General features: G+C 62.8%; 23 protein-coding genes and 1 tRNA gene. 14 read left to right on the forward strand and 10 right to left on the reverse strand.

Annotation, left to right across the window (positions count from 1 at the left end; genetic code table 11):
- Positions 1-9 precede the first annotated feature (9 nt).
- The 8 genes from pmtA to V1479_RS01870 all read left to right on the forward strand — a co-directional run bounded on the left by pmtA (position 10) and on the right by V1479_RS01870 (position 5614).
- Positions 10-612, forward strand: a complete 603-nt coding sequence (gene pmtA, locus V1479_RS01835) for a phospholipid N-methyltransferase PmtA (RefSeq protein WP_368801404.1) — start codon at positions 10-12, stop codon at positions 610-612.
- 90 nt (positions 613-702) lie between these two features.
- On the forward strand, positions 703-1293 hold the full coding sequence (locus V1479_RS01840) for an NADPH-dependent FMN reductase (RefSeq protein WP_368801405.1): 591 nt from the start codon (positions 703-705) through the stop codon (positions 1291-1293).
- Positions 1290-1874 carry a histidine phosphatase family protein gene (locus tag V1479_RS01845; RefSeq protein ID WP_368801406.1) on the forward strand — a complete coding sequence of 195 codons (585 nt, stop codon included), beginning with the start codon at positions 1290-1292 and terminating at the stop codon, positions 1872-1874. The genes V1479_RS01840 and V1479_RS01845 overlap by 4 nt, the downstream gene beginning before the upstream one ends.
- Complete coding sequence (gene pyrF, locus V1479_RS01850) at positions 1864-2562, forward strand: orotidine-5'-phosphate decarboxylase (protein ID WP_173188579.1); 699 nt, start codon at positions 1864-1866, stop codon at positions 2560-2562. The genes V1479_RS01845 and pyrF overlap by 11 nt, the downstream gene beginning before the upstream one ends.
- A gap of 20 nt (positions 2563-2582) precedes the next feature.
- Positions 2583-2876 (forward strand): DUF1330 domain-containing protein, encoded by a 294-nt coding sequence (locus V1479_RS01855; RefSeq protein WP_173188577.1) that lies wholly within the window; start codon positions 2583-2585, stop codon positions 2874-2876.
- Positions 2866-3420, forward strand: coding sequence for a GNAT family N-acetyltransferase (locus tag V1479_RS01860; protein WP_368801407.1), 555 nt, complete (start codon positions 2866-2868; stop codon positions 3418-3420). The genes V1479_RS01855 and V1479_RS01860 overlap by 11 nt, the downstream gene beginning before the upstream one ends.
- Positions 3421-3561: 141 nt before the next feature.
- Positions 3562-4839: a polyhydroxyalkanoate depolymerase gene (locus tag V1479_RS01865; protein ID WP_368801408.1), complete on the forward strand. Its 1278-nt coding sequence runs from the start codon at positions 3562-3564 to the stop codon at positions 4837-4839.
- A gap of 151 nt (positions 4840-4990) precedes the next feature.
- A complete protein-coding gene (locus V1479_RS01870; RefSeq protein WP_368801409.1) occupies positions 4991-5614 on the forward strand; it encodes a transglutaminase-like cysteine peptidase in 624 nt (207 codons plus the stop codon).
- Positions 5615-5824: 210 nt separating this feature from the next.
- Here the strand turns inward: V1479_RS01870 and V1479_RS01875 are convergent, their stop codons facing one another.
- The 5 genes from V1479_RS01875 to V1479_RS01895 form a co-directional block, all read right to left on the reverse strand.
- Positions 5825-7357, reverse strand: a complete 1533-nt coding sequence (locus tag V1479_RS01875; RefSeq protein WP_368801410.1) for a YifB family Mg chelatase-like AAA ATPase — start codon at positions 7355-7357, stop codon at positions 5825-5827.
- Between the two features lie 239 nt (positions 7358-7596).
- A complete protein-coding gene (locus V1479_RS01880; RefSeq protein ID WP_368801411.1) occupies positions 7597-8079 on the reverse strand; it encodes an SRPBCC family protein in 483 nt (160 codons plus the stop codon).
- 80 nt (positions 8080-8159) lie between these two features.
- On the reverse strand, positions 8160-9101 hold the full coding sequence (gene gshB, locus V1479_RS01885) for a glutathione synthase (RefSeq protein ID WP_368801412.1): 942 nt from the start codon (positions 9099-9101) through the stop codon (positions 8160-8162).
- 92 nt (positions 9102-9193) lie between these two features.
- Positions 9194-9577 carry a GtrA family protein gene (locus V1479_RS01890; RefSeq protein WP_368801413.1) on the reverse strand — a complete coding sequence of 128 codons (384 nt, stop codon included), beginning with the start codon at positions 9575-9577 and terminating at the stop codon, positions 9194-9196.
- Positions 9574-10566 carry a glycosyltransferase gene (locus tag V1479_RS01895; protein ID WP_368801414.1) on the reverse strand — a complete coding sequence of 331 codons (993 nt, stop codon included), beginning with the start codon at positions 10564-10566 and terminating at the stop codon, positions 9574-9576. Before V1479_RS01895 ends, V1479_RS01890 begins: the two co-directional genes overlap by 4 nt.
- 91 nt (positions 10567-10657) lie before the next feature.
- Between V1479_RS01895 and V1479_RS01900 the strand changes: the two genes are divergently transcribed.
- Positions 10658-12442 (forward strand): GtrA family protein, encoded by a 1785-nt coding sequence (locus tag V1479_RS01900; protein ID WP_368801415.1) that lies wholly within the window; start codon positions 10658-10660, stop codon positions 12440-12442.
- Positions 12443-12548: 106 nt separating this feature from the next.
- The gene (locus V1479_RS01905) at positions 12549-13901 is read left to right on the forward strand and encodes a putative bifunctional diguanylate cyclase/phosphodiesterase (protein WP_368801416.1); all 1353 of its coding nucleotides are present in this window, start codon (positions 12549-12551) and stop codon (positions 13899-13901) included.
- Between the two features lie 16 nt (positions 13902-13917).
- Here V1479_RS01905 and V1479_RS01910 read toward each other — a convergent pair whose 3' ends face one another.
- Together V1479_RS01910 and V1479_RS01915 are read right to left on the reverse strand one after the other, a co-directional pair.
- Entirely contained in the window at positions 13918-14277 is a 360-nt protein-coding gene (locus V1479_RS01910) for a septal ring lytic transglycosylase RlpA family protein (protein WP_173188553.1), read from the reverse strand.
- A 142-nt stretch (positions 14278-14419) separates the two neighbouring features.
- Positions 14420-15298 (reverse strand): amidohydrolase family protein, encoded by an 879-nt coding sequence (locus tag V1479_RS01915; RefSeq protein WP_368801417.1) that lies wholly within the window; start codon positions 15296-15298, stop codon positions 14420-14422.
- A gap of 209 nt (positions 15299-15507) precedes the next feature.
- Here V1479_RS01915 and V1479_RS01920 point away from each other — a divergent pair, with 209 nt between their 5' ends.
- From V1479_RS01920 to V1479_RS01935, 4 genes are all read left to right on the forward strand, one after another.
- On the forward strand, positions 15508-15840 hold the full coding sequence (locus V1479_RS01920; protein WP_368801418.1) for a DUF1330 domain-containing protein: 333 nt from the start codon (positions 15508-15510) through the stop codon (positions 15838-15840).
- Positions 15841-16479: 639 nt separating this feature from the next.
- Entirely contained in the window at positions 16480-18087 is a 1608-nt protein-coding gene (locus V1479_RS01925) for a sensor histidine kinase (RefSeq protein WP_368801419.1), read from the forward strand.
- Positions 18088-18121: 34 nt separating this feature from the next.
- Complete coding sequence (locus V1479_RS01930; RefSeq protein ID WP_368801420.1) at positions 18122-18532, forward strand: response regulator; 411 nt, start codon at positions 18122-18124, stop codon at positions 18530-18532.
- 366 nt (positions 18533-18898) lie between these two features.
- Positions 18899-19318, forward strand: a complete 420-nt coding sequence (locus tag V1479_RS01935) for a hypothetical protein (protein ID WP_368801421.1) — start codon at positions 18899-18901, stop codon at positions 19316-19318.
- 44 nt (positions 19319-19362) lie between these two features.
- On the opposite strand, the gene V1479_RS01940 is transcribed toward V1479_RS01935, so the two are convergent.
- The 3 genes from V1479_RS01940 to dapB all read right to left on the reverse strand — a co-directional run bounded on the left by V1479_RS01940 (position 19363) and on the right by dapB (position 21029).
- Positions 19363-19447, reverse strand: a tRNA-Leu gene (locus tag V1479_RS01940).
- A gap of 121 nt (positions 19448-19568) precedes the next feature.
- Entirely contained in the window at positions 19569-20189 is a 621-nt protein-coding gene (locus V1479_RS01945; RefSeq protein WP_368801422.1) for a 2,3-bisphosphoglycerate-dependent phosphoglycerate mutase, read from the reverse strand.
- A gap of 39 nt (positions 20190-20228) precedes the next feature.
- Complete coding sequence (gene dapB, locus V1479_RS01950; protein ID WP_368801972.1) at positions 20229-21029, reverse strand: 4-hydroxy-tetrahydrodipicolinate reductase; 801 nt, start codon at positions 21027-21029, stop codon at positions 20229-20231.

Here is a 21029-nt window from a genome sequence, read left to right on the forward strand (position 1 = left end):
CGACATCGCATGGCAGAAACCCCTCGCAGGTCGCTTGCGCGCCGCTTCGATGAAGAACTGCGCTTCTTCAAAGGCTGGATCGACAAGCCTCGTGCGGTGGGTTCCATCGTGCCCACGAGCAGCGTCACGGCTCGGAAGATGGCGACCGTCGTAAATCCCGAGTCCGGACTTCCTGTGCTTGAGCTGGGGCCCGGCACGGGCGTTATCACCAAGGCCATTCTCGAAGCTGGCGTGAAGCCCGAAAATCTGTGGTCAATCGAATATTCGCCGGACTTTGTCGAGCATCTGCGCCTGAATTACCCCGGCGTGAACGTCATCCATGGTGACGCCTTCGATCTGGACAAGACGTTGGGCGACAAGCGCGACACCGTATTCGATTCCGTCATTTCGGGTGTGCCGCTGCTCAACTTCCCCGTTGCCCAGCGCATTGCATATGTAGAGAGCCTGCTCGATCGTATCCCCGCCGGCCGGCCGATCGTGCAGCTCACATACGGTCCGCTCTCGCCTGTTCCTCCGGGCAAGGGCAACTATACGGTGGCGCATTTCGACTTCATCATAAGGAATCTGCCGCCGACCCAGCTGTGGCTCTACAGCAGGCCAAAGGCTTCCTGATGAAGCGCGGCCGATAAAACGCCGCCACCTTTGACAAGCAGGTCGGATCGGACTATGCGGTGCCGACCCAACGGGAGGCCACCCCCCGACATGACGCCAAAAATCCTTGTCTTCGCCGGCTCGATCCGCACCGGAGCCTATAGCGGCAAGACGGCGGACGTGGCGCAGAAGGAACTGGCGGTGCAGGGCGCGGAAGTGACGCGCATCTCGCTTGCCGACTATCCCCTGCCGATCATGGATCAGGACCTCGAGAAGGAAAAAGGCGTCCCCGAAAACGCCTATCGGCTCGCGCGCCTCTTCGCCGCCCATGACGGCATCCTGATCGCCACGCCCGAATATAACGGCTCGATGCCGCCCCTTCTGAAGAACGCCATCGACTGGATCAGTCGCGTCAAGACCGACGACGGAAAGCCGCTGCGCCCGCTACCGGGCAAGGTGGTCGCGATCTGCTCGTCGTCGGACGGCCACTTCGCTGGCATTCGCAGTGCTGCGCATCTGCGCGCCGTTCTGGCGCATATCCAGATGGACGTGATCGCGCCGCAATGTTCGGTGCCCAACGCCGACCAGGCCTTTGACGAGGATGGCGCATTCCGCGAGGAGCGGCTGCGCAAGTCGATGCATCGCGTTTGCGAGGTACTGATCGAGCGCGCCTGGCAGGCCTCTGACAGGGTGGCGCGGTGATCGGCTACTATCTCACCCATCCCCAGGTTGAGATAGATTCAAAAATTCCCGTTCCTCTCTGGAGACTTTCAGGCGTTGGTCGCTCCCGTGTCGAAGCGGTGCTCGACAGGCCGTGGCTGCGAACGGTGAAACGCATTCTGTCGAGCGACGAAACCAAGGCGGTGGAGGCTGCAGCCATGATCGCCGCCCATCTGCGCGTGCCGATCGAGATCGACCCGCAGATGGGCGAAAACGACCGGTCTTCGATAGGGTTTCTTGAGCCTCTCGCCTTCGAGGCCGCCGCCAATCAGTTTTTCGCTGAACCGGACAAAAGCTGGAACGGCTGGGAACGTGCCGTCGACGCAGCCGATCGCATCGAACGCGCGGTGAAACGCGCGCTGACAGGCCACGAGCCCACGGAACCGGTCCTACTCGTCGGCCATGGCGGCGTGGGAACGTTGCTCAAGTGTCGGCTGACCGGCGCGGCCATCGCGCGCAACAGGGACCAGCCACCCGGCGGCGGCAACATCTTTGCATTCACCCTGGCCGATGGCGGCCTGCTTTGCGACTGGACACCGATGGAGGATTTCGATGGTATCTGACAACATGACCGAACGACTGATCGTGGGGCTGGACCTGCCGAATGTTGCCGACGCCGAAAAGGCGGTTCGGGACCTCGACGGCGTCGCGAGTTTCTACAAGATCGGGTACCGGCTGGCCTTCGCCGGCGGACTGGAACTCGCCCGCGACCTCGTCGCCGACGGCAAGAGCGTCTTCCTCGACATGAAGCTGCTCGACATCGACAACACGGTGGCCCAGGGCGTCGAGAGCGTCGTCAACATGGGGGTGACCATGCTCACGCTGCATGCCTATCCAAAGGCCATGCGCGCGGCGGTTGCCGCTGCCAAGGGGTCGGATCTGTGCCTGCTGGGCGTCACGGTGCTGACCTCGATGGACGAGCAGGATCTTGTGGAGGCGGGTTACGAATACGATCCGCACACGCTTGTGCTGCGCCGCGCGGAGCAGGTACTTGCGGCCGGCATGGGCGGCATCGTCTGCGCTGCCACTGAAGCGGCGGCGGTGCGCAAGATCGTGGGCGCGGACCTTGCAGTGGTCACGCCCGGCATCAGGCCGGCCGGTGCCGACCATGGCGACCAGAAACGCGTGATGACGCCGGCGGACGCGCTGCGCGCCGGCGCAAGCCACCTCGTAGTGGCAAGACCGATCGTTGCCGCGCCGGACAAGCGCGCGGCCGCGCAGGCCATTCTGGCCGAGATGCAGGCAGCCTGAGTCAAACCAGGGAGGATGAAATGCCAAAAGGATACTGGATTGCCCATGTCGATGTACGCGACCCCGAGCGCTACAAGGACTATGTCTCGACTGCCAAACCGGCATTCGAACGCTTCGGCGCACGCTTCCTCGCGCGAGGCGGCGCCTCGCAGGCCATGGAGGGAGCCGGCCGCGCGCGCAACGTGGTGATCGAGTTCCCGTCGATGCAGGCGGCGCTCGACTGCTACAACTCGCCAGAGTATCAGGCCGCAAAGGCGATCCGGGTCACCGTCGCCGACGGTGAGATCACTATCGTGGAAGGCAATGACGGCTGAACAGGCATTCGTGGCGGCATTCGAAGCGCCGCCGGGCTACAGCATCCGTGCGCATCGCCCGGCTGACGATGCAGCGCTGCTGAGAATCGAGAACCGGGCAGCGCAGCTCTTCCGGGCGCATGGCTATCCCGAGATCGCCGACAATCCGTTTGCCAGCGTCGACGACTTCCGCGCGATGGCGACTGGGCACGAGGTGCTGGTGGCGGTGGCTGGCGAGGGCAGACCTGTCGGCTATGCCGTTTCCGGAGCACGGAGCGATTTCCTGCATTTGCGGGAGTTGTCGGTCGATCCCGATCATGGTCGCCGGGGCCTGGGCTCCGCATTGGTACGCGCGGTGATCGCACGCTGTCTTGAACGGGCACTGCGCGGCGTGACGCTGACCACGTTCAGGACCGTCCCGTTCAACGCCCCCTTTTATGCCGCGCTGGGGTTCGTAGAACTGCCGCTCGAACAGGCGTCGGCGCCGTTGCGCGACGTCTTCCATCAGGAGTTGCCCGAAGGCATTGCGGCCACGTCGCGCGTTCTGATGGTGCATCCATGCTGAAATTGAAGGACGCATCGTAAACACGCGCCGGGGCTGTATTCTATTGCAATGCAGCAAAAGACTGTTAGCTTTTGCCGCATAACATCTGCTTCGACCGGCGATCTTGTGTCCCGCTGCCGGCCGCAGCCGTCAGGAGCGCCGATGTACTATCAGCTCTACGAATTGAACCATGCTGCACTGCAGCCCTTTCGTGCCTATGCCGACGCGATGCGGCTTTTCTATCAGAACCCGCTGAACCCTCTCTCTGCAACGCCTCTGGGTCGCTCGGCTGCGGCTGCCGCCGAGGTGTTCGAGCGCACCACACGGCGCTACGCCAAGCCGGCTTTCGGGCTAGAGACGACCAAGGTCGATTTCTCCGAGGCGGCGGTAACGGAGCGCGTGGTCTGGTCGCGGCCGTTCTGTAACCTCATTCATTTTCAGCGCGAACTGCCCGCCGGCCGCCGGCCAGATCCCAAGCTGCTGATCGTTGCGCCGATGTCGGGCCACTATGCGACGCTGCTGCGCGGTACGGTCGAGGCGATGATGCCGCATGCCGACGTCTACATCACCGACTGGACGGACGCCCGCATGGTGCCGCTGGCAGACGGGCGTTTCGACCTCGACGACTATGTCGACTACGTCATCGACATGCTGCACCATATCGGGGCGGGAACGCATGTAATGGGCGTGTGCCAGCCATCGGTACCGGTGCTGACAGCCGTAGCCCTGATGGAGGGACGCGGCGATCGCTTCGCGCCGGCCTCCATGACGCTGATGGGCGGGCCCATCGACACGCGTCACAACCCGACCGCGGTGAACCTGCTTGCCGAGGAAAAGGGCATCGAGTGGTTTCGCGACAATGTCATCATGCAGGTGCCGTGGCCCAATCCCGGCTTCATGCGCGATGTCTATCCCGGCTTTCTCCAGCTTTCGGGCTTCATGAGCATGAATCTCGACCGCCATCTGATCGCCCACAAGGACTTCTTCATGCATCTGGTGAAGGACGACGGCGATTCGGCGGAAAAGCACCGCGACTTCTACGACGAATACCTGGCCGTCATGGACCTTACGGCGGAGTTCTATCTCCAGACTGTGGAAACAGTCTTCGTGCGGCACGATTTGCCGAAAGGCCGGATGAAGCATCGCGGCGAACTTGTCGACCTGAGCGCGGTGCGCAACGTGGCGCTGTTCACAGTCGAAGGCGAGAACGACGACATTTCCGGTGTCGGCCAGACCAAGGCCGCGCACGATCTGTGTGTCAACATCCCTGAAGAGATGCGCGCGCACTACATGCAGCCGAAGGTCGGCCATTACGGCGTTTTCAACGGTTCGCGCTTCCGCGCCGAGATCGTTCCGCGCATCGTCGATTTCATGGCAAGCCATGGCAAGACGAAGGCGAAGCCAGCCGCGAAGCCGCGCCTCGTCAGTTCCAAGAGCTGAGCCCGTCTCGCACTGTGTGCGAGACGCCACACTGTCGCAGCTACAGTAACCATCCCGCCAATCCTCACAATCCCGTCAATTGACGGGTCGAAAAACCCCGCTTAACGTTTCTTTAACAAGCAAAAGAATCGGTGATAGGGGCTTGGGCGATATGAATGCCACACTTGGGAGGTGGCGGCTGTGGCCGCTCGCGGCCGCGGTGATGTTCCTTGCGGCAACGACCGGAACGATGTCAGAGGCATCCGGCGTCGGCGCAATGGCAACGGGCGGTTTGACCTCGCAGCCAATCGGTCACTACGAATTCTGCCGCGCCAATCCGTCCGAGTGCTCCTCTCGCCTTCGCGACCGCGGACCGATCGTGCTGACCGACGCGCTGAGGCGCGTGGTCATTCAGGTCAACCTGGACGTGAATCGCGCGGTCAAGCCGATGAGCGACTTCGACATCTACGGGAAGGACGAGGTGTGGGCCTATCCTGACCAGGGCGTTGGCGATTGCGAGGACTACGCGCTGGAAAAGCGCAGGCAGCTTGCCGCCAAGGGCATTCCGCTTTCCAATCTGCTGGTCACCGTTGTCCGCAAGCTCGATGGCGAGGGCCATGCCGTGCTGACGCTGCGCACCGACCGTGGTGACTTCATCCTCGACAATCTGAGCGACGAACTGCGCCCCTGGCAGAAGACGGGCTATCGCTATCTCAAGCGCCAGGCGAGCACGCATACAGGCCGCTGGGTAACGCTGCGCGAAGACCAGAACATGCTGGTGGGCGCACTCGAGTAGCGCTTCCTCAACTCGGATGCTTTGCCGCCACTTAGTGGTGGTCATGAAGCGGCCGCCGAGCCTGTCAGGCGCTGCGAATTAAGCAGCTATTTGGCGCCGAGCTCCCGGCATCGGCCGGTAAAGCTCTTCCTTGTGCCGAGGGGAGTGGCGTGAACACAGCCGTGCCGCTGAGAGTGCGGCCAACCCCTCTGCGACGATTCCATGTAACCGTCACGCCGCCTGCGCGATCCTTTCGCCGGCCATGCGATAGGAAATCGCTTCCGCCAGATGAAGGCGGCCGACCGTGTCGCTGCCATCGAGGTCAGCGAGCGTTCGTGCGACCTTGAGCACCCGGTGATAGGCACGCGCCGAAAGGCCGAGTTTCTCGCTGGCCTCGCCGAGCAGTGCTGCGCCACCTGAATCGAGAGCCGCGATTTCTTCGACCATGGCGGCCGGACAGGCTGCATTGACCGTGACTCCTTCCAGACCGAGGCCCGCGAAGCGGTTGGCCTGGACAGCGCGCGCTCTGGCAACGCGCTCGGCAACCGCAGCGCTTGATTCGGCGCGGGCCGGCCGGATCAGATCGGCGGCGGTGACGGCCGGCACCTCGACCCGCAGGTCGATACGGTCGAGCATTGGTCCCGAAATGCGCGCCTGGTAGTCGCTCTGGCAGCGCGGTCCCCGTGCACAGCGATGGCCCGGCTCGCCGGCCATGCCGCACCGGCACGGGTTCATTGCCGCCACGAGCTGGAACCGTGCAGGGTAAGCAACCCGACCGTTGGCGCGCGCCACCACGCATTCGCCGCTTTCGAGCGGCTGGCGCAGCGAATCGAGCGCCTGTGGCGAGAACTCCGGCAATTCGTCGAGGAACAGCACGCCGTGATGTGCGAGCGAGGCCTCGCCGGGCCTGACGCGGAAGCCGCCGCCCGTCAGGGCGGCCATGGTTGCCGAGTGATGCGGCGCGCGGAAAGGCCGTCTGTCCGACAGTTTGCCGCCGACAATGCTGCCTGCCACCGAGGCGATCATCGACACTTCAAGCAGTTCGCGCGGCGACAGCGGCGGCAGGATCGAAGGCAGGCGCTGTGCCAGCATCGATTTGCCGGAACCCGGTGGACCGCAGAACAAAAGATGGTGGCCGCCGGCAGCCGCGATCTCCAGTGCCCGCTTGGCACTTTCCTGGCCCTTGATATCGGCAAGGTCCGGCAGGTTGCCGGGAGTTGCATGAACGGCGGCCTCGGGTCGCGACAGAACCTGCGTCCCGCGAAAATGGTTGGCAATGGCGATCAGGCTGCGCGGCGCGAGAATGTCGATATCCGCGCCGGCCCATGCCGCCTCGGAGCCCACGCCATGCGGGCAGATCAGACCCTTGCCGAGCGCATTGGCCCCAATGGCCGCCGGAAGTGCACCGGCGACCGGCGCCGTCGTGCCATCGAGAGCCAGTTCGCCGACGACGACATAACCTGCGAGCGCATCATGCGGGATCGCACCCAGCGCGGCCATTAGACCGAGCGCGATCGGGAGGTCGTAGTGACTGCCCTCCTTGGGCAGGTCGGCCGGCGCAAGGTTGACGGTCACCTTCTTGGCCGGCATCGACAGTCCCGACGCATGCAGCGCAGCCTGTATCCGCTCACGGCTCTCGGTCACCGCCTTGTCGGCGAGCCCGACGATCTGCATGCCGACCTTGCCCGGCGCCACCATCACCTGGACGTCGACCGGCACGGCCTCGATACCTTCGAATGCGACTGTCGTTACGCGCGAAACCATGCTGCCCCAGCCTTTCCCGCCGCCGGCTCGAGCCAAGCAACGATCCCCTGTCCCGGAATGAACCAGCCAGCGTCCAGTGAAGCATAAAGCTGCCCCAACGGCAAGAACATTACCGGAACATAATCGCGTTGGGCGTGTGCTCAGGTTGCGGCCGGTTGCAAAGAAAGAACGCATGTTCCGCTGGAACGAAAAAGGCCGGCGCGATGGCCGGCCTTTTTGGGTTGTTGTAAGCAACGACTTCAGAGTGTCTTGGCGAGTTCCTCGAGCTGGTCGGCGCACTGGCCCCAGCCTTCATGAAAACCCATCTTCTCGTGCGCTTCCTTGTCTTCCATGTTCCAGTGGCGGGCCCGCGCGGTATAGCGGGTCTTGCCGCCTTCATCTTCGAAGGTCAGCACTCCGACGAAGAACGGCTTCTCCGGTGTCTTCCAGCCTTCGTTGAACGCGTCGGTAAAGACCAGCTTCTCGTTGGGCACCACTTCGAGGTAGACGCCAAGGTTCGGATACTCGTTGCCCTCGGGGTCGCGCATGGTGATGTTGCTGCGGCCACCGGGCCGCACGTCGACGTCGACTGCCGAAATGCTCCACGGCTTCGGCACGAACCACTGCTTCAGCAGTTCTTTCTCGGTCCAGCAGCGCCAGACCTTTTCGCGTGGGGCATCGATAATACGGCTGAGCACCAACTCGCGGTCGTCGGATGGGGTGGCTTCGATCTTGGTGGTCATGGGTGGTTCCTCTCTCTTGGATGCCCCCAGGACGTTCAGCGGACGCGCGGTCCGACAGCCACCCGCCAAAAAATTCGCACTCAGGCTCGCTTTGCCTCGACGGCATCCCAGAACAGCGCCGCGATGTCGGCCCCGCCGAACTTCTTCACCTCGCGCACGCCCGTCGGCGATGTAACGTTGATTTCGGTCATGTAGTCGCCGATCACGTCGATGCCGACGAGGATGAAGCCGCGCTCGCGGAGCGAAGGTCCGATACGCGCGCAGATCTCGCGCTCCCGTTCGGTGAGCTCGGTTGGTTCCGCGCGGCCGCCGACATGCATGTTGGAGCGCGAATCGTGCTCCGCCGGCACGCGGTTGATCGCGCCCACCGGCTCGCCGTCGATCAGGATGATGCGCTTGTCGCCCTTGCGCACGTCCTTGAGATAGCGCTGCACGATGAAGGGCTCGCGGAACATCTGCTGGAACATCTCCAGCAGCGAAGCGAGATTGCGGTCGGCCTCGTGCAGGTGGAAGATGCCCGCGCCCCCATTGCCATAGAGCGGCTTGACGATGATGTCACCATGTTCCTTGCGGAAGGCGTCGACCTCGCGTGCGTCCTTGGTGATCAGGGTTTCCGGCATCAGGTCCGGAAACTCGGTGACGAAGATTTTCTCGGGGCTGTTGCGAACCCATGCCGGATCGTTGACCACGAGGGTCTTGGGGTGAATGCGTTCCAGCATGTGCGTGGTGGTGATGTAGTTCATGTCGAAGGGTGGGTCCTGGCGCAGCAGGATCACGTCCATCTCCGAAAGATCGGTGCGCACCTGCTCGCCAAGCGTAAAGTGATCGCCTGCCACATCGCGAACCTCCATCGCTTCGACCCGTGCGAAGACCTTGCCGCCGACCATCGACAGCCGGTCGGGCGTATAGTGATACAGCGTGTGGCCTCGCCTTTGTGCCTCAAGCGACAGGGCGAACGAGGTATCGCCGGCGATCGAGACGGTCGAGATATGGTCCATCTGGACGGCGACTTTGAGGGTCATGCGGCGCTCCACCTGTTGCACGTGTCGGCCAAACCTCTACCGGCTGGCGCGGCACTTGCCAATCGGGGGGCCAATCGCTGTGCGCCGGTGGTCTATCCCGCGCCCGTCCCGAAGACGAAGCGTGAATAGCCGAGGAACGACAGGATCATCGCTGCGAGCGATGCGATCGCGAGTGCTGCAACGGGGTGCAGATCCGGGAATGCCAGAAGCAGCCCCGCATAGGCGAGATAATTGAACAGCCCGACCGCAACAGCGACGATGCCGTAGCGTGCGCCTTCCCTTGCAAGGGACCTCTCGCTTGGGCCGAAAGTCACGCGCCTGTTGATCGCCCAGGTCATGCAGACGGCCGCAGCAAACGAGACAAGCCGGGCAAGGAACGGGTTCACGCCGGCTGGTCCGGTCAGCAGGTAGAGAACGGCCGCGTCGGTCGCAAAACCCGCGCCGCCCGCGAGCACGAACGCGGCAATGCGCTTCATGCTGCCCGGATGGACCGGTGTTTTTCGGCCTCGCCCGCGGCCTTGGCAATGGTCTGCGCGGGTGCGTGGCTAAGATAATGGATACGCTTCTGCTCGGCCCGGCCGCGCGCCACGGAATCGAGGATCAGTCCCGCCACCATCATGATCATCGACAGCATCAGCAGCCCGATCGACAGAATCCAGGTCGGCACTTTCGCCACGTAGCCGGTGGCGAAATATTCGTAGAGCACGGGGGCGGCGAAGCCGGCGCTTGCTGCGAGCGACAGGATCGCAAGAGCGCCGAAGAAGCGTGCCGGCCGGGTCTCCTTCATCAGCATCGCAAACATCCAGAGGATCTTCGCACCGTCGCGGAAGGTCGACAACTTCGATTCCGAGCCTTCCGGCCGTCGGCCATAGTCGAGCGGCATCTCGCAGACCGGGATGCGCAGCGCGGACGCATGGACCGACATCTCGGTCTCGATTTCGAAACCACCTGAAACGGCGGGAAAGCTCTTCACGTAGCGGCGCGAGAACACGCGGTAGCCGGAGAAGATGTCGGTGAAATCGCGGCCGAAGAGGAACTGGTAGAGCGTATTGAATATGCGGTTGCCGAAGGCATGTCCGGCGCGGCCGGCATCGTCGGTCACGCCGCGTCGCGTGCCGACCACCATGTCGACCCGTTCCGTCAGCAGAGTGTTGATGAGTTGTGGCGCATCCTGCGGGTCGTATGTGCCGTCGCCATCGGCCATGACATAGATGTCGGCCTCGACGTCGGCGAACATGCGCCGCACCACATTACCCTTGCCCTGGCGCGGCTCGCGGATGACGATCGCGCCGCCGGCGCGCGCCTGGAGCGCGGTCAGGTCGGTCGAGTTGTTGTCGTAGACATAGATGGTGGCTTGCGGCAGCGCCTCCCGGAAGCCGCGAACCACCGCGCCGATCGTCTGTTCCTCGTTATAGCAAGGCAGCAACACCGCAATCGCGGGGTCGGCCGGGTGCAGGCTCTTCATGCGGCGCTCCGGGGTCGGACAGTGGGCTTTACTATTTCTTGAAGCCGTTAAGGCTAGGTTTAGCGCCAGACGAAAACGGGCGGAGCGCGTCTTGGCGACGGTCACCACACCCACCACCTGGGCGCGGTTGCGCTCACATTTCGCTGTCGATGCAGCGGTGGCCGTCGGGGCTGCTGCTCTGATGCTCGTCATGCATGCCTTGCGCGGCTTTCCCACCCTCGCCGACAGCAAGGGCGATAATGACAGCGTCATGCGGCTGGTTCAGGTCCGCGACCTGCTCGCCGGCCAGGGCTGGTTCGATCTCACCCAATACCGGATGGGCCTCGAAGGCGGCTTCGAGATGCACTGGTCGCGGCTGGTCGACCTGCCGATAGCTCTCCTTGTCGCGGGGTTCGGCGAGCCTGCGGCGCTGGTGATCTGGCCGACGCTTCTCTTTGCCGTGGCACTCTTTCTCACCGTTCGCGCCGCCCGTGCCCTTGGCGGCGAATGGGCCGTGTTGCCCGCGACCGTGATCGGCGGGCTTGCGCTCTATTTCGTCGACCTCTTTCCACCTGCCGCGCTCGATCATCACAACATACAGCTCGTGCTGGCACTGGCGACTTTCCTTTGTCTGGTGAATGCGCGTGTCCAGCGTCACGCGGGGTTGGTCGCAGGCGCATGCGCGGCGCTGATGCTTGCGGTCGGCATGGAAGCCGCACCTTATGTGGCGGCTGCCTGCGCCACCGCGGCCATCGGTTTTCTGGTTGGCAACGATGGTGATGCGCGGGTGGCACGCGGGTTCGGTGCGGCCTTCGCCATCGTGGGGGCGGTGGCGCTGGCGGCAACCGTGCCGATGCGCGACTGGCTCGCGGTAGAGTGTGACGCCTTTTCGTTTCCGCAGGCGTCTCTGGCGGTGCTGGGCGGGGCAGGCCTTGCCGCGATTGCGGCGACGCCGGCTCTTGCGGCCTCCCCTCTGCGGCGGCTTGCCGGCCTGATGGTGCTGGGCGGGCTGGCGGCGGCGCTGTTGCTTGCTGCTTTCCCCCAATGTCTTGCCGATCCCTATGCCGATCTCGATCCGCGTCTGCAACGCTATTGGTTGAGCGCGGTCTCGGAAGCGCAGTCCGTCGTGTCAGTACTGCGTTCCGATCCGGCAATGTTTGCCGGCTTCTATGTCACGCCCCTCATCGCGCTTGGTGTCTGCGGCTGGGCCGTCGTTCGCGAGCGCGGTGATCGTGCGTGGATCGTTGCGGCGGCTTTTCTTGGCATCGCGCTGCTCGTGAGCTTCTGGCAGGTGCGCGGCGCGATGTTCTCCGTGCCGCTTGCCGCTGTTCCGCTTGCCGCCTGGGTTGGCGGATTGCGCCGCGGTGTTAAGATGAGAGGCGGTGCGCTGCCCCAACTCGCAATGGTGGCGAGCTGGCTAGCCTCGCTGAACATTGTCTGGCAACTCGCCGCACTGCCATTGAAACCCGCTCCGGAAGCAGGCGGTGGCGACGAGATAGCCAGACTTGAACGTTGTTACGCGCTCTCCGATTACACGACCCTGGCCACCCTGCCGGCTGGGCTGGTGCTTGCAGTGTCTAACCAGGGCTCGACGATTCTGGGCGCGACCGACCACCGCGTGCTCAACGGTCCCTATCATCGCAACAACGCCGGCAATCTGGCCGCGCTGGACATGCTGATGGGCAATCCGCACACAGCCGCCGATACCGCACAGCGGCTTGGAGTAACCTACGTCGCGCTCTGTCGCGGCAACCCGGAAACGTCGTCCCTGCGTCGGTGGGCACCTGAAGGACTTTTGGCAACTCTCTTTGCCGGCAACACGCCGTCATGGTTGGTGCCGGTGGCCGGCACGGCGGACGCGCCCATCGAAATCTGGCAGGTGCGCGACCACCGCTGACCGCTATGCGAAAAAATTGTTCTCCGGGATACCTTTCCTAAAGGGTTTGCTGCCAAGGTTCTCTCCCGCAGGCCTGGAAATAAGAAAAACAGAATAAGGGGCGCCGATGCAGCATCCATTCGGCAGCGGCAAGATGGGGAACGAATCGGCGGATCTGGCCTTTACCGATCCGCTTACAGGCCTTGGAAATCTGAGGCGCTTCTTCGACAAGATCGACCGGCTGATCCTTGATCGTGCCGACGACCCCGCACCCTTCGCCATCGGCATTCTCGATCTCGACGGTTTCAAGCCGATCAACGATCTGTTCGGCCGCAGGGCCGGAGATAACATCCTACAGCAGGTCGCGATGCGGCTGAAGGCGTCGATGGACCAGCATTCGACCGTCGCCCGTGTCGGTGCGGACGAGTTCGCCTTCCTGTACCCCTTGGTGTTCAGCGAAGAGGCCGCCCAGGAACGCGCGCTGATGCTGATCGAGATTCTGTCCGCGCCTTACGATGTCGGCGACCGGACGGCGCGCCTCTCGGCATCAGCAGGCTGCTCGCTGTTCTACTCCGGCGAGGAGAACACAGAGACACTCATCTCCAAGGCCGAAACGGCACTCTACCATGCCAAGCGATCCGGCCGTGGCAAGGTGATGGTCTACACGCGCGAGATGGAGGAGGCCGCACGACGGGTGACGCATATCGAGCAGGCTCTTCGCCGCGCGGTGGCGGCCGAGGAGGTCGAGCCGCATTTCCAGCCGATCGTTGAACTGAAGACCGGGCACGTGATCGGTTTCGAGGCGCTGGCGCGCTGGACGGATCGGGACCTCGGTGTAATCCCGCCAAACGTCTTCATCCCCATCGCCGAGGAACGCGGGATCATCGGTGCCCTCTCGCAGCTTTTGCTGCGCAAGGCGACGGAAACCGCGCGCAACTGGCCGGACGAACTTTTCCTGTCGTTCAACCTGTCGCCTTCCCAGCTTGTCGACCAGAACACCGCGCAGCAGGTTCTGGCAATCCTGGCGCGTACTGGTTTCGACCCGCGCCGTCTCGAGATCGAGATCACCGAGACCGGCCTGATGACCGATCCCGCATCGGCGGAGAAGATCGTCAACGATCTGCGGGCGGTTGGCATCCGCGTGTCGCTCGACGATTTCGGCACCGGCCAGTCGTCGCTTGGCCGTTTGCGCGAGTTCCATTTCGACAAGCTGAAGATCGATCGCAGCTTCGTTTCGTCGATCCTGGAGGACAAGCCGTCCGAGCACATCATTCGCGCCATTCTCGCCATGTGCGAGGGGCTTGGCATGAATGTGGTGGCCGAAGGGATCGAAGAGGAAGCCCAGGCCGACCGTCTTGTCGAATTCGGCTGCGCGGGAGGACAGGGCTACCTGTTCGGCAAGCCGAGCGACGCCGAGGCGACGATGGCGTATCTTAGAGAAGCGTATCGCGGCATGGTGCGAGACCGCCGGCGCGGCTAACCGCCGGCCCGGAAGTTCAGCCCAGCTTTTCCATACAGATCTTGGTGTGACCCGCCCGGATAAACCCGAGTTCAAGCGCAGCCGCCTTGGACAGGTCGATCACGCGCCCCTTGATGAACGGCCCGCGGTCGTTGATCCGCACCACAACCGACTTGCCGTTGCGCTGGTTGACGACTTTCATCTTCGAGCCGAACGGCAGGCTGCGATGCGCCGCCGTCAGCGCGGCCGGGTTCATGCGCTCGCCCGAGGCGGTCTTCGAGGTTAGCGCATACCATGAAGCGCTGCCGCATTGGGCGGAAGCCGTGGTGGCGGAGAACGCAAGGAGTGTCGCGGCGGAAAGGCTTGCTGCCGCGATCCGCAGGCTGGTTCTGTTCATCTGAAAGGTCCGGTTCCGTTGATATCGAAAGCGGCACTAGGAACGGAATCGGGCAATCGAGAGGCCGGCAACACTCTGCCGGTACAACAATGGCGACAGCCAGTAATATTAAGTCAGGCGGCGGCGCTGGACTGACCTATATTCAGCGGAGATTCAGCAGCTTCGCCGCGTTGTCCTTGAGGATCAACGGCCGCACCTCGTCCTTGATCTCGATGTTCTCGAAATCGGCAAGCCAGCGATCCGGCGTGATTGCAGGCCAGTCTGAGCCGAACAGCATCTTGTGCTTCAGCATCGTGTTGGCATAGCGCACGAGTATCGGTGGGAAATACTTCGGAGACCAGCCCGACATGTCGATATAGACGTTGGGCTTGTGGGTCGCGACGGAGAGCGCTTCTTCCTGCCACGGGAAGGACGGGTGCGCGAGGATGATCGGCATGTCCGGAAAATCCACCGCAACGTCGTCGAGATGGAGCGGATTGGAATATTTGAGCCGCATGCCCATGCCGCCCCGCATCCCGGCACCGACGCCGGTCTGGCCGGTGTGGAATAGCGTGATGGCGCCCTCTTCGGCAATCGCTTCATACAGCACATAGGCCGAGCGGTCGTTTGGATAGAAGCCCTGCATGGTGGGGTGAAACTTGAAGCCGCGAACGCCGAATTCGCGCACCAGTCGCCGTGCCTCGCGGGCGCCTGCTCTGCCCTTGGCCGGATCGATGGAGGCGAATGGGATCATGATGTCGCTATTTTCGGCGGCGATCTGCGCCACTTCTTCGTTGTTGTAGCGCCGGAAACCCGTCTCCCGCTCTGCATCGACTGGAAAGATCACGCAGCCGATCTTGCGCTCGCGGTAATAGGCCGCCGTTTCCTGCACTGAGGGCAGCATGCCTTTGGCGCCGGCGGGGTTCCTGAAATAGTTCGCCATGCCGGCCTGGAACTCGTCGTAGCCGTCATCGCGCGGTCCGCAGCAAGGCTCTTCCGCATGGGTATGGATGTCGATCGCGACGAGCTCGTCGAGTTTCATTCAGGCTTTTCCTCCGCTTGCTGGCGACGGTTGCACAGTCTGCGAAGCATGTCCGGGTGTAAACACCCAAGTTCATCGAAACCCCGAAACGCGCATTTCGCTTCTCTCCGGGAAAATAAGAATCATTACGTGAGGCGTAATCGCCGGATCGCGCAACCAAAGGCATGATGCACCTGCAATCGCAACTCAAACCGCAACGGGAGCAGACCATGGCAGCCTACGGAATCGGATATCTCTGGAACGTCAATCTCGGCCCCGGCATCGTCGAATATCTGGAACGCATCGATGCGACGCTCGCGCCTTTCGGCGGCCGCTTCATCGCCCATGGCGGCCAGATAGAACACTTCGAGGGCAGCCTGCCGGAAGGCAATGCCATCATCCTCGAGTTTCCCGACTACCAGCACGCGCGCGACTGGTATCACAGCGATGCCTATGCCGCGATCAAGGCCCTTCGCAGCGACAATGCCGAAGGCCACATCTTCATCGTCGATGGCGTCTCGCCCGACCACAAGGCGATCGAGGTGCTGGCAGCGAACGGGTGAGCGTGGCCGGCCCTTAATACTCCCGCGATCCAGTCCGTGGAGCCCGCCGCGGGCCATGGCGCGGGAGAACACCTGCAGCGGTGGCGTAGCGTTGTCACAAAAATTGGCTTCTGGCGGAACCTTGTTGGGCTTCCGGCGTTTTTGCGTTCGCCGAGGGGTATTTCATGCAACATGTCCGCAAGTGCAGACCAGCTGCGCCGCGCGCGGAAAACCGAAGGTCGCGGGAACTTCGTCCTGGGGCTGTCGGGCTCCATCGTTGCGGAGTCTTTGCGCATCGAAAAGAGTGGTATGTTGAAGACAGGGCTTGCTGCATGACCTTAAACGATCCGTCGGGTTTCCCGGAAAACAAGGCTATCAAGACATATGGACGCCGAATTGAGTTCGCCTGATCCGGTGTCGTTTCTGTCCGGTGGTGGCGAAATGGGCCGCCTGATCCGATCCCACTCGTGGAGCGAGACCCCGCTTGGGTGTCCGACGACGTGGCCGCAATCACTGCGTTCCGCCCTTTCAATCTGCCTCCACTCGAGTTTTCCCACGGCGATATACTGGGGTCGGGAGCTGAGGCTGCTCTATAACGATGCGTGGGCGCCGATTCCCGCGGAGCGGCACCCCTGGGCTCTCGGCCGACCAGGCGCGCAGGTGTGGGCGGACATCTGGGATGTGGTGGGCCCGCAATTCGAACAGGTCATGCAAACCGGAGAGGGCTTTTCGGTTTTCGACCAGATGCTGCCGATGGTCCGAAACGGCGTGAGGCACGAAACATACTGGAATTACAGTTTCACCGCGATCCGGGGTGAGGATGGTTCGGTTGTCGGGGTCTTCAACCAGGGCAATGAAACGACCCACGCGGTGCTGGCGCGCCGGCAGGCGGAGGCGGAGCTCGAGCGAATGGGAAACATGTTTGCCCAGGCGCCAAGCGCTGTAGCCATGCTCGCCGGCCCGGATCATGTCTTTGAGGTCGTGAATGCTGCCTATGAGGAACTGGTAGGGCGGAAGGACCTGATTGGACGGCCTGTTGCAGAGGTCCTGCCGGAGGTTGTGACCCAGGGGTTCATCGAACTTCTCGATCGCGTTTTCGAAACGGGCGAGCCATTTGTCGGGCGCGCGGTTTCGGTGGAACTATCGCGCACGCCCGGCGGTCCGATGGAGGAGCGTCTTATCGATTTCGTCTATCAGCCGCTTACGAACGTTGCCGGATTGCGCAGCGGTGTTTTCGTACAGGCCACGGATGTGACGCATGCAGCCAGGGCCGAAGATGCGCTGCGCGCCAGCGAGGCCAAATATGAGGCGATGGTGAACGCGATCGACCAGATGCTCTGGTCGACGCGCCCCGACGGCTTCCACGACTATTACAATGACCGGTGGTACGAATATACGGGCATGCCCTATGGGTCGACTGACGGCGAGGCATGGAACGGCATGTTCCATCCAGACGATCAGGAGCGCGCCTGGCAGGTCTGGCGCCAAAGCCTTGCAACGGGTGAGCCGTACCACATCGAGTACCGATTGAGGCACCGTTCAGGTCAATATCGCTGGGTGATCGGTCGTGCACAGTGCGTTCGCGACACCAACGGTGAAATCATGCGGTGGTTCGGAACGTGTACCGACATCCATGATCTGAAGGAGGCGGAAGAAGCGAGGCAACTCCTGCTCAGGGAGATGAATCATCGGGTCAAGAACCTGTTTGCGATCGCCTCCGGGATGATCACGATGACGGCCCGCACGGCGCCATCGGTCAAAGAGATGAGTGAAAGGTTGAGGGGACGATTGGGTGCGCTTGCCAAGGCACATGAACTGATCCGCTCAGCCATCGCGACAGACGCCGACAGTTCGCAGCAATCATCGCTTCGCTCGCTCGTCGAGGAGGTCACCAGGCCGCATGTGGAATTTGCCGACGGCCGGCAGCTTTCGATCAGCGGACCCGAGGTCTGGCTTGGCAAGGATGCCTCGACGAGCCTCGCGCTGATTTTTCACGAACTGGCGACCAATGCGTCAAAATACGGTGCCTTGCACTCTCATGATGGCGCGATCGCCATCGAATGGGTCGTGGTGGCTGACCAACTGGAGCTTCACTGGAAAGAGACTGTCGCCGACCGGGAAATTCATCCCCCTACACTTGAAGGATTCGGCAGCAAGCTGGCAAACTCGAGCGCGACCGGCCAATTAAGGGGAGAGATAAGCTACGACTGGCGCGCCTCCGGCGTTCACATTCATTTCAGGCTGCCGATGGAACAACTCCACCGTTGATGGCATTTCAGTCGAGTTGAACTATTCCGAGACCATGAAAGAGATTGATAACATTACCGGGTCTGCGTTGGATGGACGGCGTGTATTGATCGTCGAAGACGAGCCCTTCATTGCATTTGATCTGGCCGATGCGATTGAAAGCGCTGGCGGAACTGTCGTGGGCCCTGCCGCCACCGTCAGGCAGGCCCTGGCGCTGATCGATACAGAACAGGTGGAAGCCGCAATTCTCGACGTGAACCTTCCAGACGGTGATATCGGTCCGGTCATCGCGGCGTTGACGAACGAAGACGTCCAGTTGCTGGTGCATACTGGCGCGGGTTTGGGGCCCGAACTGGAACGGCAGTATCCAAGCCTCAGGGTCTTTTCCAAGCCCACCCCGCCGCCGGTACTGGCGAGCGTGCTCGCTGCGACACTCGCACAGAGGCGAGATCAACCACATTCGTGAAGGCGAAGCCTGCATTTCCACTGAGCTTTTCAGAACGTGGGACGGCATATCTTTGCTCGGCATGCAGTCAACGCAACGTCGGGTGAAACTCGTCGCTTCACCGAAAAGCCTTACGCGTAGACACGAGGGCACCTGCTATTCGCCGCAGCGAGCCTGCACGGCCTATTGTACCCACTTGGGATGATGGGTGCCGGATGGAATCGGACAGGGGCAAGAGCGATTGGTCGGACATGGCCTTCTTCTGCCTGTTCAGGCGGCGCTTGACGCTAGAATAGGTCGCGGTCATGCTCGATCTGGGCGATTCCGCAATGGAGAAAAATCTGTACGATTGCCTGCTATTTGGCCCCGGAAGCGTGAGCCGCAGATATGACCGACGAGAAAACCGCCATCGTTGCCGCCGCCCGACTGTTCGCCGTGGGGGAGAGCAGCGAGCCCTACCACCTTGGCACACTCAGGCGTCATGCGCGCAACATCGGCCGGATGGCTCTTAGCTGCGATGATCCCAGTGAGCGCGATGCGCTGGCAGCGCTGCACATGCGGCTCCAGAGGATCGGCACGGAAGGTATCGAGCCGTTCAGCATGCGGCGGATCGGGAGCGAGTTTTATCCGCTTGGTCGCTTTTGTATAGAGACGCTTCAAATGTCTCGTGAGCAGATCGGCGCGATGATCTGTCCCGATGGCACACCGCGCCAACAGCTTGGCTGCGCCCGTTTCATGGAAGGTATTATCAATAGGGTAGAGCGGCACCGCGTCGTTTACCAGCATTTCGGACACCACCTGAAGTAGTGGCAGGCTCGCGACATGCTTCGGCTGGAAGCTCAGCGGTGTAGTGGTGCCCAGGAGAGGACTCGAACCTCCACGCCTCGCGGCACACGGACCTGAACCGTGCGCGTCTACCAATTCCGCCACCTGGGCTAGATGACCGCACGGGCCTTCCCGAAGAGTTCGGTTACGGGACCATGCGTGGTGCGAGGCCGATGTAAGCGGGCGCGCCTGTGCTGTCAATGACAATCTCGCGACAGACGCGCAAAGCCGCTCAGCTTTCGATGATCTCCTTGGAGGCGACCGTCGAATCGGCATTGAGGCGGTAGATGATCGGCACGCCGGTGCCGAGCTCGACCTTGACAACCTCCTCGCCCGAAAGCCCGTCGAGCGCCATGATGAGCGCGCGCAGCGAGTTGCCGTGCGCGGCGACCAGAACCGTCTCGCCGCGCAGCACATGCGGCTGGATCACATGCATGTAATAAGGCCAGACCCGTGCGCCGGTGTCGCGCAGGCTCTCGCCACCAGGCGGCGGAACGTCGTAAGAGCGCCGCCAGACATGAACCTGTTCCTCGCCCCACTTGGCGCGCGCGTCGTCCTTGTTGAGGCCGGCGAGATCGCCATAGTCGCGCTCGTTCAGCGCCTGGTCGCGCACCGTCTGCAGATCGGCCTGGCCGACCGCGTCGAGGATGTGCTGGCAGGTCACCTGCGCGCGCACGAGCGCGGACGTGTAGGCGATGTCGAATTTGAGGCCACGCGCGGCGAGCTTAGCGCCGGCAGTCTTGGCCTCTTCATGGCCCTGCTCGGTCAGCCCGACGTCGCGCCAGCCGGTGAACAGGTTCTTCAGGTTCCATTCGCTCTGTCCGTGGCGGACGAGGACCAGCGTTCCGGACATGGGGTTCTCCTGCTGTTGATGGTGGTTTGGATTGAGGCGCTAGAGGCCGAGTACATCGCGCATCGAATAGAGGCCGGGCTTGCGGTCGTGCGCCCAAAGCGCCGCCTTGACCGCGCCGCGCGCGAACAGCGCCCTGTCCTCCGCGTGGTGTGAAAGGACGATGCGTTCGCCTGTTCCCGCAAGGATAACGGAGTGGTCGCCGACGACGGAGCCGCCGCGCAGCGATGCGAAACCGATCGTGCCTTCCTCGCGCGGGCCGGTGTGGCCGTCACGCACGCGCACGCTGTTCTGCGACAGGGCGACCGCGCGGCCCCCCGCCGCTGCTTCGCCAAGCAGCAGCGCGGTGCCCGACGGCGCGTCGACCTTGTGCCGGTGGTGCATCTCAAGCACCTCGATGTCGAAATCCCCGGCGTCGAGGGCCTTGGCGGCCTGTTCCACCAGCGCGGCGAGCAGATTGACGCCGAGACTCATATTGCCGGACTTGACGATCGTCGCGTGGCGCGCCGCCGCGGCGATCTTCGCGTCATCAGCATCCGAGCAGCCGGTGGTGCCGATGATATGCGCGATGCGGGCCTGGGCGGCATAGCCCGCGAAAACCGTCGTGGCTGACGGAACGGTGAAGTCGAGCACGCCGTCGGCCCTAGCGAATACCGGCAGAGGATCGTCACTGATCGTTACGTCGAGCGGTTCCACACCTGCCAGCATGCCTGCGTCCTGGCCGATGAACGGCGAGCCTTCCCGTTCCACGGCGCCGACTAGGCTTGCGCCCGGCGTCTCGTGTACGGCTCGTATCAGCGTGCGGCCCATGCGGCCTGCAGCACCCACGACGACGAGCCCCAT

Source organism: Neoaquamicrobium sediminum, assembly GCF_040970315.1.
Taxonomy (GTDB): Bacteria; Pseudomonadota; Alphaproteobacteria; order Rhizobiales; family Rhizobiaceae; genus Aerobium; species Aerobium sediminum.

Bases quoted from the DNA above. Each gene is read 5' to 3' on its own strand.
- V1479_RS01910 (WP_173188553.1), bottom strand. From the start codon at position 14,277: ATGAACAGAACCAGCCTGCGGATCGCGGCAGCAAGCCTTTCCGCCGCG.
- V1479_RS01875 (WP_368801410.1), bottom strand. From the start codon at position 7,357: ATGGTTTCGCGCGTAACGACAGTCGCATTCGAAGGTATCGAGGCCGTG.
- V1479_RS01945 (WP_368801422.1), bottom strand. From the start codon at position 20,189: ATGTCCGGAACGCTGGTCCTCGTCCGCCACGGACAGAGCGAATGGAAC.
- V1479_RS01930 (WP_368801420.1), top strand. From the start codon at position 18,122: ATGAAAGAGATTGATAACATTACCGGGTCTGCGTTGGATGGACGGCGT.
- V1479_RS01890 (WP_368801413.1), bottom strand. From the start codon at position 9,577: ATGAAGCGCATTGCCGCGTTCGTGCTCGCGGGCGGCGCGGGTTTTGCG.
- V1479_RS01855 (WP_173188577.1), top strand. From the start codon at position 2,583: ATGCCAAAAGGATACTGGATTGCCCATGTCGATGTACGCGACCCCGAG.
- V1479_RS01905 (WP_368801416.1), top strand. From the start codon at position 12,549: ATGCAGCATCCATTCGGCAGCGGCAAGATGGGGAACGAATCGGCGGAT.
- V1479_RS01860 (WP_368801407.1), top strand. From the start codon at position 2,866: ATGACGGCTGAACAGGCATTCGTGGCGGCATTCGAAGCGCCGCCGGGC.
- pmtA (WP_368801404.1), top strand. From the start codon at position 10: ATGGCAGAAACCCCTCGCAGGTCGCTTGCGCGCCGCTTCGATGAAGAA.
- gshB (WP_368801412.1), bottom strand. From the start codon at position 9,101: ATGACCCTCAAAGTCGCCGTCCAGATGGACCATATCTCGACCGTCTCG.
- V1479_RS01935 (WP_368801421.1), top strand. From the start codon at position 18,899: ATGACCGACGAGAAAACCGCCATCGTTGCCGCCGCCCGACTGTTCGCC.
- V1479_RS01915 (WP_368801417.1), bottom strand. From the start codon at position 15,298: ATGAAACTCGACGAGCTCGTCGCGATCGACATCCATACCCATGCGGAA.
- V1479_RS01870 (WP_368801409.1), top strand. From the start codon at position 4,991: ATGAATGCCACACTTGGGAGGTGGCGGCTGTGGCCGCTCGCGGCCGCG.
- V1479_RS01880 (WP_368801411.1), bottom strand. From the start codon at position 8,079: ATGACCACCAAGATCGAAGCCACCCCATCCGACGACCGCGAGTTGGTG.
- dapB (WP_368801972.1), bottom strand. From the start codon at position 21,029: ATGGGGCTCGTCGTCGTGGGTGCTGCAGGCCGCATGGGCCGCACGCTG.
- V1479_RS01865 (WP_368801408.1), top strand. From the start codon at position 3,562: ATGTACTATCAGCTCTACGAATTGAACCATGCTGCACTGCAGCCCTTT.
- V1479_RS01895 (WP_368801414.1), bottom strand. From the start codon at position 10,566: ATGAAGAGCCTGCACCCGGCCGACCCCGCGATTGCGGTGTTGCTGCCT.
- V1479_RS01840 (WP_368801405.1), top strand. From the start codon at position 703: ATGACGCCAAAAATCCTTGTCTTCGCCGGCTCGATCCGCACCGGAGCC.
- V1479_RS01920 (WP_368801418.1), top strand. From the start codon at position 15,508: ATGGCAGCCTACGGAATCGGATATCTCTGGAACGTCAATCTCGGCCCC.
- pyrF (WP_173188579.1), top strand. From the start codon at position 1,864: ATGGTATCTGACAACATGACCGAACGACTGATCGTGGGGCTGGACCTG.